Origin of the sequence: Tianweitania sp. (assembly GCF_032053605.1) — a bacterium.
In the GTDB taxonomy this organism is placed as follows: domain Bacteria; phylum Pseudomonadota; class Alphaproteobacteria; order Rhizobiales; family Rhizobiaceae; genus Tianweitania.
On record NZ_DAMBUH010000096.1, the window covers coordinates 1 to 12,357 of the forward strand.

Genomic DNA, 12,357 nt, shown 5'->3' on the forward strand with positions numbered 1-12,357 from the left:
GCGGCTGCGGCTCACGGCTTCAGCCTTTTCGCGCGCACGGCGCTCGGACGGCTTCTCGAAGGAGCGGCGCGCCTTCATCTCGCGGAACACGCCTTCGCGCTGCAATTTCTTCTTCAGAACGCGGAGCGCCTGCTCCACATTGTTGTCACGGACGAGAACCTGCAATGACTGACCCCTTGGTCTTTTTGGTCGAATTTTCCGGGCTAGGCGACCGGAACAGGACCCATAAGAATCCAACACGGTCGACAGATGCGCTTCACCTAGGGCCAAACGGGAAAAATCGCAACCCTTGCGGCAAAATTTAGCTGGGAGGCGATGCGGCGCAATCTTAAGGCGATCCCCATGCAGAGTGAATCCACCCGAGAGGATTTCCACCGCTTCTACCAGAAGCGCGTTCAGCCTTCCGTTACCGGCTTCACATCCACGCTCTGGTCAGTCTTGTGCCGGCCGCCGGCCTGGAGCACGCCGATGATGGGGGACACGTCGCGGTAATCTCGCCCCGTGGCGACGATGATGTGGTCGTCGGATGCGGCCATGTCGTTGGTGGGATCGAACTCCACCCAGCCGGCTTCGCGGCCGCACCAGGCGCGGACCCAGGCATGCATGGCGTCCGCGCCTTCGAGCCGCTCCTGCCCCTCCGGCGGGATGGTGCGGATGAAGCCGCTGACATAGCCGGCGGGGATGCCAAGCGTATGGCAGGCGGCAATCATGATGTGGGCAAAGTCCTGGCAAACGCCGCGTCTGAGCGCGAAGGCTTCCGTGATGGGCGTGTCCACGCGCGTGGCGTCGGGATCATAGGCGAAGTCGTTGTAGATGCGGCGGCCGAGATCCTCGACCGTGGCGCGCACCGAGCGGCCGGCGGCGCGGCTTGTCTGTGCATAGGCGGCGATGTCGGGAACGTGGGGCAGGCGCTCGGTTTGGCTGCGAAAGTGATGCGGTGAATGGGCGCCGAGTGAGCGCACAGCGGCGATCTCTCCGGCCAGTCCTTCGATGTCGGGCGACATGTCGAAGGCCGCGGTCTGGCGCTCAACCTTGACCCGCGCACACATGACGAGCTCGAGATCGTCATGCGGCTTGTTGAAGCCGAGCGCCGTGCTTGCATTGCCGAAGAAATCGGTTGCGTCGCGGCGCTCTCCCGGTTCCGGCGAAACCGATAGGGAATTGGCAACCACCGTCTGGATGCCGGGCAGGGTAGGCGGCGTGACGCGCAGCAGATGGCGTCCGCCGGCGACGGGATAGCCGTAATCGTAACGCAGGCTGAGACGAATGTCGTAAAGCATCAGCGGAAATAGGTCGCGGTGAGGAGGTTCGACAGGCCGGCGAGATCGTTGCGCAGCGTGTCCAGCACGGCGCGGTCGATGGCCGCGGGTTCGCGTACCGCGAGCGCGGTGTGCAGGCGCAGGGCTTCGAGACGTAACGGCGAACGGGCAGAAGTCTCGCCGCGCGATGGCAGAAGTTCGATCTGCGCTTTCAACTCGGCCAGCTGGAACAGGATCGAGCGGGGGTTGAGCGGATCGAGCGCAAGAAGGTCGATATGAGACAGCGCGCGGAAGGTCATGGAATAACGCCGGCGATGGGTGATGGTGCTGTCGCCGATCTCCAGCAGCATATCGAGCGCGCCGTCGGGAGCGTCCCTGTCGGCGAAGGTGTCGATCGAGCGCGCCATCTGAATTGCGCGTTCGAGGCGGCGGCCAATTTCCAGAAAGCGCCAGCCGGTGAAGCGCACCATGTTTTCATGCACCAAGCCTGAAAAGCCGGTGAGCTTGCGCAGGATCACGGTCATGGCGCGCGCCGCATCGTCGCCGGGCTGAATTTTGGGCGCGAACTGCCCGACCGCCTTGGACAGGTCGCGCAGAGCGAGCCAGCCATCGGGCGAAAAGCGGTCGCGGACGCGCGCGGCCGTATGCTGGACGTCGTCGATCGCATCCACAAGTGAAGCGGGGATGCCGCGGGTAGGATCGGTGCCAAGAGGCTTGAGATAGCCTGCGGTCATAGCAAGAAGACCGGAGCGGTCATCAGGGCGCTCGGCGAGGCGGCTGTTGTAAGCGCGCAAGATGCGCACCGTGTCTTCGGCGCGCTCGACGTAGCGACCGAGCCAGAACAGGTTGTCAGCGGTGCGCGAGGGCAGCAGGCCCTGCGGCGTGCGCACAACCTCATCGCCTTCGCGGCTCATCAGGGTGACCTGATCGACGGGCTTGGGGCTCGTCACCCACACATCGGCCACGCGGCCGCCGCGCTGCAAGGCGATTGCCGCGGGATCGGTGGTTTGAGCAATGCGCGCCAGACCGCCGGGCATGATCGTCCAGCCCTCTGCGGTGCGCGCCGCATACACACGCAGAACCACGGGGCGCGGCACCAGGCGGCTGCGCAGGTTGACCGGCATGGTGGAGAGCGCAATGGCTTCCTGGCCGACCGTGCTTCTGCCGTTCACAGCCAGATCATGCAAGGCAGCCTGGCGGGCCGTCGCCGTCATGGCAGCGCCGAGCTTCGTGATGCCATCTTCCACCGGCAGGCCGGTGGCGACGGCGGGGCCGATCAGGAGATCGTCAAAGCGCTCCTGGACGAATGCAGCTTCGGTTGGCTGCCCGCACCACCAGGTCGCGATATTGGGAAGCTTCAGGTCTTCGCCGACGAGACGTTCGGCCAGGGCCGGCAAAAAGGCAAGCAGTGCCCGCGTTTCCAGGATGCCGGAGCCGAGCGCATTGACCATGGCGGCTTGCTTGTCGCGCAACGCGCCGGCCAGCCCCGGCGTGCCGATGCGTGAATCGGCACGGAACTCCAGCGGATCGGTGAAGGCGGCATCGAGTCGGCGCCAAAGTACGCCAAGCGGCTTGAGACCGGACACCGTGCGGACGTTGACCTTGCCGTCAACCACCGCTAGGTCCTCGCCCTCGAGCAGGGGGAAGCCGAGATAGCGGGCGATATAAGCGTGTTCGAAATAGGTGTCGTTGAGCGGGCCGGGCGTGATGATGGCGATCGCTTCATCAGCGCTGCGGCGTAGGCCGGAAAGATGCTCGCGGAAGTCGCGAAAGAAGCCAGCTAAGCGATGGACATTCATCGCGCTGTGGGTGTCGCCGAAGGCGCGGGTGATGGCGACGCGGTTTTCCAGCGCAAAGCCAGCGCCAGATGGCGCCTGCGTGCGGTCGCCGAGAACCCGCCAGCGACCGTCACGGTCGCGGCCGAGCTCGAAGCCCAAGAAGTGGAGGAAGTGGCCACCTGATGGCGTGTGGCCGACCATCGGGCGCAGCCATTCGGGATTGTCGGCGATCAGTTCAGGCGGCAGCAGGCCTTCCGCCACCATGCGGTTGTCACCGTAGATGTCGGCGCAAAGTGCTTCAAGGAGGTCGGCGCGCTGGGTGAGGCCGGCGGCGATGGCCTGCCATTCCGCTTCGTCGAGGATCAGCGGCAGATGCGACAGTGGCCACTGCCGCTCGGTCGCGCCGCCGCCGTTGTAAAGCCGGTAAAAAACGCCGGCATCGCTGAGATAGCGGTCGGCTCTGGCAAAGCGGCGGCTGATCTCGTCCGCCTTGAGGCCGTTCAGCGCGTCCATCAGCGGCTGCCACGCCGGGCGCACGGTTCCATCCGCCGCCATCATCTCGTCAAAGACGCCGGGGAACGGGCGATAAGAGCGCGCCAGCCCAGGTTTTGGGCTGGCTCTAAGCGTGGCCGCCTGATAGAGCACTGATCGCGGGAAAAGTCTCACCATCAATGCTCTAGCCCCTTTATTTCCAAGCATTTCCGGACGCAAATCCGCTGCGCACTTTTGCTGGAAAAGCTTAGATATCAGCCGGACGACGTAAGTCGAGCGTGTGCGGAAATTCACGCGATGGTTGTTCAGACCGGAACGTGGCTGAACCCGGTGTGTGGCCATAGGGGATGAAGCGGGCGAGGCGACGCGCTTCGGCCTCGTTGGTGTTGACCGGGAACGTGTCGTAGTTGCGCCCGCCGGGATGCGCGACATGGTAGACGCAGCCGCCGAGCGCGCGGCCCGACCAGCGGTCGAAGATGTCGAAAGTGAGCGGTGCATCCACCGGGCGCGTCGGGTGCAGGCCGGATGAGGGCTGCCAGGCCTTGAAGCGCACGCCGGCGACGAAGGTGCCGTTCGTTTCCGTTGGCTGCAGGGGCACGGCGCGGCCGTTGCATAGCACGCCGTGGCGCTCGGGGTTGAAGCCTTCGGCGCGCACCTGCACGCGTTCGACGGAGGAGTCGACATACCGCACCGTTCCGCCGATCGCGCCGGTCTCTCCAAGTACGTTCCACGGCTCCAGCGCTTGCCGGATCTCGAGGCGAAGGCCTTCGGTTTCCACCTCGCCGCAGAAGGGGAAGCGGAACTCGAGCAGCGCTTCGAACCATTCGGCTTTGACCGGAAAACCATGGCGGGTGAGATCGGCCAGCACGCCGCGGAAATCGGCCCAGACGTAATGCGGCAGCATGAAGCGGTCATGCAGAGCGGTTCCCCAGCGCACGAAATTGCCATCAAGCGGAGCTTTCCACAGGCGGGCAATGATGGCGCGGACCAGCAATTGCTGGGCAAGGCTCATACGAGGAGAGGGCGGCATCTCGAAGCCACGGAATTCCACGAGCCCTAGCCGGCCGGTCGGACCATCGGGCGAAAACAGCTTGTCGATGCAGATTTCGGAGCGATGCGTGTTGCCGGTGACATCCACCAGCAGGTTGCGGAACAGACGGTCCACCAGCCAGGGCGCAGGTGCCAGACCCTCACCGGGCTTGGGCACCTGTGCGAGCGCCGTTTCCAGCTCGTAAAGCGCGTCATGGCGTGCTTCATCGACGCGTGGCGCCTGGCTGGTCGGGCCGATGAACAGGCCGGAAAACAGGTAGGACAAAGCGGGGTGGCGCTGCCAATAAAGCACGAGGCTCTTCAGCAGATCAGGCCGGCGCAGGAACGGGCTGTCCATCGGCGTTGCGCCGCCCACCACGACATGGTTGCCGCCGCCGGTGCCGGTGTGGCGGCCGTCGATCATGAACTTGTCGGCGCCGAGCCGGGTCTGCCGCGCTTCCTCGTAGAGCTTGGTGGTGGTGTCGACGCAGTCCTGCCAGTTCGCGGCCGGATGAATGTTGACCTCGATGACGCCCGGATCGGGCGCGACGCGGATGACCTCCAGACGCGGGTCCTGCGGCGGAGCATAGCCTTCGATATGAACGGGCAGGCCGATCTTTTTGGCGGCTTCTTCCGCTGCGGCGATTAGCTCAAGGTAATCCTCCAGCGCTTCCACCGGCGGCATGAAGACGCAAAGACGGCCATCGCGCGGTTCCACGGAGATCGCCGTACGCACGACGCCTTCGATGGTGGAGGCGGTCTGCTCGATCTGGTTCTGTGTCGTGGTGCCTGCCTCGAACGAGGCTTCCGGCAGATTGCGATCATCGCCCTGTTGGTTCTGCGAACCGGGCGCGGAAAGGGCGCTGCGCGGCGGCAAGGGCGCGCGGTCGATGGAGGGATCGGTCGGCACGATGAAGGGGAAGCGGGCCGGCGGGATGTGTTCCAACGCGCTCAAGGGCAGGCGATAGCCGACAGGTGAGTCACCCGGCACCAGGAACAGCTTGCCGCGCCGCGTCTTCCACTTTTCCGTCTGCCAGCGATGGCCGGATGCCTGCGCGTTCCAGCGCTGCACCGGCAGGACGTAGCCGGACGGCTTGTTCAAACCGCGCTCGAAGACGCGCGCCATGCGATTGCGCGCTTCGGCATCGGCGAGTTCCGAATTATTGGGATCGACATTGCGAGGCAGGTTGCCCTCGCGAAGCACCCATTCGGCGGGGTCCTCATAAGCGGGCGCAACCGCGTCGGTCGGCAGATCGAGATGTTCGGCGATGGCGGCGGTCAGCGCTTCCGCCTCGCGCGGGCCGGCCCTGGTTTGGGCTGTTTCGGTAGCGATGAGGTCGGGATCGGTCCAGATGGCCTCGCCGTCCTTGCGCCAGTAAAGCGAGAAGGTCCAGCGCGGCAGGGTTTCGCCGGGATACCACTTGCCCTGACCGTAATGCAGGAAGCCGCCCGGCGCGAACTTTTCGCGCAAGCGGCGGATTAGCTGGTCGGCCTTGTCGCGCTTGGTGGGACCGACGGCAGCCGTGTTCCATTCCGCAGATTCGAAGTCGTCGATCGACACGAAGGTCGGCTCGCCGCCCATCGTAAGGCGCACGTCCTCTGCTTGCAATTCGGCATCAATGGCGTGACCGAGCGCGTCGAGTTCGGCCCAGGCTTCGTCCGAAAACGGCTTGGTGATGCGCGCATGTTCGGCCACGCGGTCAACGCGCATGTCGAAGGCGAAATCGACTTCGGCAAAGCTCGCCAGACCGCTGATGGGTGCCGCATTCCGGTAGTGCGGCGTGGCGGCAAGCGGAATGTGGCTTTCGCCGGTAAGCAGACCCGAGGTCGGGTCGAAGCCGATCCAGCCTGCGCCGGGCAGATAGACTTCCGCCCAGGCATGCAGATCGGTGAAGTCGACGGCGGTGCCCGCCGGTCCATCCAGCGACACAAGGTCGGGCTTCAGCTGAACGAGATAACCGGACACGAAGCGCGCCGCAAAGCCGAGATGGCGCAGCACCTGCACCAGCAACCAGGACGAGTCCCGGCACGAGCCGGATGCGCGCTCCAGCGTTTCCTCCGGCGTCTGCACGCCCGCTTCCATGCGGATGAGATAAGCGATCTCGCGGGAAATGCGGGTGTTGAGATCGACCAGGAAGTTGACGGTGGACGGCGCCTCGCGCTCGATCGTGTCGAGGAAAGCCTGTAGCTTCGGCCCTGCGTCTTCCGGCGTGCGGTAGATCGACAGGTCGTCCACGATGTCGGCGGGATAGGTGAAGGGGAAGCTTTCGGCTTCCGGCTCCACAAAGAAGTCGAACGGGTTGTAGACCGTCATGTCGGCGACGACATCGACCTCGATCTTCAGCTCGCGCACCGGCTCGGGAAACACGAAGCGTGCCTGCCAGTTGCCGTAGGGGTCCTGCTGCAGGTTGACGAAATGGTTGTCCGGCGAAACCTTCAGGGAATGTGAGATCACCCTTGTGCGCGAATGCGGCGCCGGTCTCAGGCGGATGATCTGCGGTCCCAACGTGACGGGACGGTCGTAGCGGTAATGCGTGAGGTGGTGGATCGCAGCCTTGATCGCCATGCAGTCTCTCGTTCCCCGGCGGCTCTTTCGGCCGCTTGATGTTTACGAGACTACTAAATCGCGTTCGGATGCGATCTGGCAAGCCTAGCCCATGGTCTTAGGCCGGGCTGCCAAGTGCCGCATCGTAATCGGAAACAAGGAGGCGGTAAGGCTCTTCATCTTCCTCGATCGTGGAAAAGCGCCCGATCGGTTCGGCAAAGATGTTGTCGGTGAGGTCGTCGTTCACCGTCGACACCTCGCCGATCAGCACATCCGCGCCTTCGCCCCAGAAGGCGTGCCAGACGCCGGGCATCAGCGTGACGCTTTCACCGGGTTCGAGCACCAGCTTGCCGCCGGGCTTGAAGGTGCGCAACACGCCATCGGTCGGCACGGTGACGTCGGCTTCGCGGTCGAGAGAGCCATCCGGCGCGCCGGCAAACAGCTCGATCACCAGCTTGCCGCCGCCCCGATTAATGATGTCCTCGGCCTTTACGACATGGCGATGCATGGGCGAAAGCTGGTCGCGGCGCGAGATCATGATCTTTTCGGCATAAAGCATGCCGGTGCCGCGCGTCAGATCCTCGGCGCGGCCGTTGCGCACGGTGAACAGAAACAGGCCCATCTCGTCGAACCGGCCCTGGCCGTAATCGGTGATGTCCCAGCCGAGCCGTGCGTCGATGATGCCGGCCGGCCGGCGCTCGATGAGCTCACGCGGCGACCAGGATGCGAAAGGCGGCATAGCGAAGTTGAACGAGCGAATAAACGCTTCGCCCTCGCGCAGAATGGCGTTGACCCTCGACCGCTTCATGGAAAGCCCTCCCGCTCAATATGCAGCGGTACCCTATCGCAACGTCACGGCAGTAGCCAGAAGAACCTGATTATTAGCCGGCTTTCGACGGCGCAAAGCGCGCCACGAGCGCATGGGCGTCGCCTGGATAGATCAGGCGCACATGGGTGACGGGCTCCTCGGCGTTCCAGGTTCGGCGCTCGATGGCGAGGCAGGGGGTGTTGGGGGCGAGTTGGAGGGCGGACAGGGATGCGTCGGCGGCGACGGCGCTGATGCGGTGTTCGGCAGCACTCCAGGGCACTTCGTCGATCAGCCAGGCGCCGGGCGATTGATGGGTGAAGCTGGCATCATGCGCTTGCGGCACAGCGGACAGGCTGATCAGGCGGTCTTCCCAGCAGAAGGGGCGATCGTCCGCCAGATGGAGGCAGGAAAGGGCGAGAACCGAAACCGGTGCTTCCAGCTGCAGGCGTTCGCAATCGGGGCGGGTGGCGTTGCGGACCTTTCGCTTTTCGACCCGGTAGCGATAGGCAAAGCCGGCGGCTTCCACTTCCGCCTTGATGTCGTGGATTTCCAAGACGGCCGATTGCAGAACGGGGCGCTTCACCACGCTGCCGGATTTACGCCGCCGCTCGATCAGCCCGTCGGCGGCGAGTTCGGTCAGCGCCTTGTTTACGGTCATACGGGCGCAGTTGTAGGTCGCGGCGAGCTCGGTTTCGGCTGGGATGCGCGTGCCGGGCGGCCAATCGCCGGACAGGATCTTGTCTTCGATCGCCGCACGGATCCTGCGATGAATCGGGATGGCGCGGTTCATCAGGACAGCAGCCGCTCGACCGTGCGCGTGAAGCGCTGGGCGATGGCTTCGCGCCTGGCGTGGCGGCCGGCTTCGACCTGCTTGGTGCCGTCGACCCAGACGCAGTCCACAAGCGGACGGCCGGAGAAGATCCAGGCATCGAGGATGGCATCGCCATCGCGACCGGCCAACGCGACATCATCGGCCTGGAGGCTGACAAAATCGGCCGCCGCACCTTCATGGAGGCCGCCTTGAACGCCGAGCGCCTGCGTGCCACCAACGAGCGAACGGTTGAACAGCGCCGCTCCGTTCGACTTGCCGGGTTCAACGAGCATGTTGCGGCCGCGATGTTTCAGGCGCTGGGCATATTCCATCGCCCGCAACTCGGCGCCGACGCCGATCTCGATGTTGGAATCCGAGCCGATCGCGATTGCGCCGCCGTGTTGGGCGAAATCCACGCCCTCGAACATGCCGTCACCGAGATTGGCTTCGGTGATCGGGCAAAGGCCGGCCACCGCGCCGGTTTTTGCGAAGGCTTGCGTCTCGGCCGGTGTCATGTGGGTGGCGTGGATCATGCACCAACGATGGTCCACCGCCTGATGATCGAGCAGCCACTCGACCGGCCGCTGCCCGGACCAGGCCAGGCAGTCCTCGACCTCCTTCACCTGTTCGGCGATGTGGATGTGGATCGGCTTGTCCGGTCGCAGAGTGGCAAGCCAGTCGAGTTCTTCCGGAGTGACGGCGCGGAGGCTGTGTGGAGCGAGACCGGTGACGCCGTTCGGCAGGGCGTTTGTGAGCGTTTCGCAGCGTTCAGCCAAGGCGGCGAACTGGTCTCGGGTGTTGATGAAGCGGCGCTGGCCTTCGTTCGGCGCTCCGCCGCCAAAGCCGGAATGGGCGTAGAAGACGGGCAGCAGCGTCAGCGCGATGCCGGTATCGCTGGCGGCCGACGCGATGCGTGCGGCGAGCTCGCCGATATCGGCATAAGGCCGCCCGTCCGGCTGGTGGTGCAGGTAATGGAACTCGCCGACGCGGCCGAAGCCTGCTTCCAGCATTTCGACGTAAAGCTGCGCGGCCACCGCTTCGACATCCTCGGGCGTCATGGTCAGCGCGAAGCGGTACATCACCTCGCGCCAACTCCAGAAACTGTCGGAACCCGGTCCGCGCACCTCGGCCAGACCCGCCATGCCGCGCTGGAAAGCGTGGCTGTGGACGTTCGGCATTGCCGGCAGAAGGATGGCATGGTGCTCGTCACCGGCTTGAGGCGCGATGCCGGTTTCCAGCCTGGTAATGCGGCCACCGTCGAGGCTCAGCCTGACATTATCGGTCCAGCCGGTGGAAAGCAGCGCTTGGCTAGCATGGATACTGGTCATCACTGACACCTCGTTTTCTCACTTGCCAAGCCTGCGCCTGTTCGTTCATTATGTCTATACATAACAACCATCCGACGGGGAAGTGTGATCATGGCCGGATCTGCCGCTCGACCGACCATCTGGCGCAATGCTCGGCTGGGGACGCTACGACTTGATCTCGGCGGCCTGGGTGAGATCGAGGGCGGTGCGGTGGCGGCCGTGGACGGCCGGATCGTGCATGCCGGGCCGGAAAGTGATCTGCCAACGGGGCTTGGCAATGCGCAGGTGATCGATTGCGAGGATCGCTGGATCACGCCCGGTCTGATCGATTGCCACACCCATCTCATCTATGCCGGCAACCGTGCCAACGAGTTCGAGATGCGGCTGGCCGGCGCGAGCTACGAGGAAGTCGCGCGTGCCGGCGGCGGCATCGTGTCATCGGTTCGCGGCGTACGCGCTGCTTCCGAGGATCAGCTCGTGAAGGAAACGCTGCCGCGGCTCGATGCGCTCCTGGCGGAAGGCGTCACCACAATTGAGGTGAAGTCCGGCTACGGGCTCGACGGTGAAAGCGAGTCCAAGTCGCTGCGCGCGGCACGCCGGCTGGCTGCCGAACGTCAGGTATCGGTGCGCACGACCTTCCTCGGCGCCCATGCGCTGCCGGTTGAAGCGGGCGGCGACAAGGACGCTTATATCGAGAAGGTCGCGTCCGAAATGCTGCCGGCGATCGCGCGCGATGGTCTTGCCGATGCGGTGGATGGGTTCTGCGAAGGCATCGCGTTTTCGCCCGAGCAGATCGCCAGGGTGTTCGATGCCGCCAAGGCACTCGGCCTGCCGGTTAAACTGCATGCCGACCAGCTCAGCGATCTCGACGGTGCGGCTTTGGCTGCAAGCTACGGCGCTTTGTCGGCCGATCATCTCGAACATACGAGCGCGTTGGGTGCGGAGGCGATGAGCAGGAGCGGCACGGTTGCCGTGATCCTGCCCGGCGCGTTCTATTTCATTCGCGAAACCAAGAAGCCGCCGATTGACCTGTTCCGCCGTTTCAATGTGCCGATGGCGCTTGCCACCGACTCGAATCCCGGCACCTCGCCGCTGACCTCGCTGCTGCTCACCATGAATATGGGCGCGACCTTGTTTTCGATGACGGTCGCCGAATGCATCGCCGGCGTCACCCGCCATGCTGCCCAGGCGCTGGGGCTGCAGGATGAGGTGGGAACGCTGGAAGCCGGCAAGTGGGCCGACTTGGCGATCTGGGACATCGAGCGTCCGGCTGAGCTTGTTTACCGCATTGGGTTCAATCCGCTGCATGCGCGGGTTTGGCGGGGGAGGTGATGGTGGCGACCGTGTTACCCCCACCCTTTATCCCTCCCCTCAAGGGGGGGGAGGGGGACGTCAGCGCAGCGCTGCCTTCTACTGCATTCCCGCCTAGCGCCGACGCGTTCTACTTCATTGTAAGGGATGCGCGTGCCGTTGTGGTGCCCCGTCCTGCTGCCTTGCCATTAAGCGACCACACCTCAGAATCCCCCTCCCCCTTGAGGGGAGGGGTAAGGGGTGGGGGTCCTGCCCCGTCCGCGCTATTCCCGGAGCACCATCATGCCTAGCATCACCATCCATCCCGGCTCCGCCTCGCTGGCCGACTGGCGCGCGATCTGGCGCGGCGCCGATATCGCGCTTGATCCGGCCTGCAAGCCGAAGGTTCAGGCCAGTGCTGACGCCATTGCGCGCATTCTGGCGAAGGGCGAGCCTGTCTACGGCATCAATACCGGCTTCGGAAAGCTGGCGTCCGTGCGCATCCCCGATGCCGATCTGGCGACGCTCCAGCGCAACATCGTGCTCAGCCATTCGGCCGGAACCGGCGTGCCGATGCCGGTAGCTGTCACGCGGCTGATGATGGCGTTGAAGTTGGCGAGCCTGGCGCAGGGCGCTTCCGGCGTTCAGCTGAAGACGCTGGAACTGCTGGAAGCCATGCTGGCGAAAAACGTCATTCCCGTGGTGCCGGCGCAGGGCTCGGTCGGTGCGTCCGGCGATCTGGCGCCGCTGTCGCATATGACGGCGGCGATGATCGGCGTCGGCGAGATCTGGCAGGGCGAGACCCGCGTGCCGGCCACTCAAGGACTGGAAGCCGCCGGTTTGAAGCCGGCCGTGCTCGGCGCCAAGGAGGGCTTGGCACTGCTCAACGGCACGCAGTTCTCCACGGCTTACGCGCTGGCCGGCCTGTTCGAGGCCGAAACGCTGTTCCAGACCGCGCTTGTCACCGGCGCTTTGTCGACCGATGCGGCCCGTGGCTCGGATGCACCCTTCGATCACCGCATCCATGCGCTGCGCAAG

General features: G+C 64.7%; 9 protein-coding genes. 2 read left to right on the forward strand and 7 right to left on the reverse strand.

Translation table 11 applies throughout. From position 1 onward, the window contains the following. The 7 genes from rpsU to RTX98_RS16755 all read right to left on the reverse strand — a co-directional run. The coding region (gene rpsU, locus RTX98_RS16725; protein ID WP_312797963.1) for a 30S ribosomal protein S21 at positions 1-165 on the reverse strand (165 nt) is incomplete at its 3' end. A 230-nt stretch (positions 166-395) separates the two neighbouring features. Next, a complete protein-coding gene (locus tag RTX98_RS16730; protein ID WP_312797955.1) occupies positions 396-1,280 on the reverse strand; it encodes a transglutaminase family protein in 885 nt (294 codons plus the stop codon). Continuing rightward, positions 1,280-3,706, reverse strand: a complete 2,427-nt coding sequence (locus tag RTX98_RS16735) for a circularly permuted type 2 ATP-grasp protein (protein ID WP_312797956.1) — start codon at positions 3,704-3,706, stop codon at positions 1,280-1,282. Before RTX98_RS16735 ends, RTX98_RS16730 begins: the two co-directional genes overlap by 1 nt. A gap of 70 nt (positions 3,707-3,776) precedes the next feature. Continuing rightward, positions 3,777-7,124 carry a transglutaminase family protein gene (locus RTX98_RS16740; protein ID WP_312797957.1) on the reverse strand — a complete coding sequence of 1,116 codons (3,348 nt, stop codon included), beginning with the start codon at positions 7,122-7,124 and terminating at the stop codon, positions 3,777-3,779. Positions 7,125-7,221: 97 nt separating this feature from the next. Further along, complete coding sequence (locus RTX98_RS16745; protein WP_312797958.1) at positions 7,222-7,911, reverse strand: D-lyxose/D-mannose family sugar isomerase; 690 nt, start codon at positions 7,909-7,911, stop codon at positions 7,222-7,224. Positions 7,912-7,984: 73 nt separating this feature from the next. Beyond that, a complete protein-coding gene (gene hutC / locus RTX98_RS16750) occupies positions 7,985-8,701 on the reverse strand; it encodes a histidine utilization repressor (RefSeq protein ID WP_312797959.1) in 717 nt (238 codons plus the stop codon). Beyond that, on the reverse strand, positions 8,701-10,050 hold the full coding sequence (locus tag RTX98_RS16755) for a formimidoylglutamate deiminase (RefSeq protein ID WP_312797960.1): 1,350 nt from the start codon (positions 10,048-10,050) through the stop codon (positions 8,701-8,703). The genes hutC and RTX98_RS16755 overlap by 1 nt, the downstream gene beginning before the upstream one ends. A 90-nt stretch (positions 10,051-10,140) precedes the next feature. Here RTX98_RS16755 and hutI point away from each other — a divergent pair, with 90 nt between their 5' ends. Beyond that, entirely contained in the window at positions 10,141-11,361 is a 1,221-nt protein-coding gene (gene hutI / locus RTX98_RS16760; RefSeq protein WP_312797961.1) for an imidazolonepropionase, read from the forward strand. A 261-nt stretch (positions 11,362-11,622) separates the two neighbouring features. After that, the coding region (locus RTX98_RS16765) for an aromatic amino acid lyase (RefSeq protein WP_312797962.1) at positions 11,623-12,357 on the forward strand (735 nt) is incomplete at its 3' end.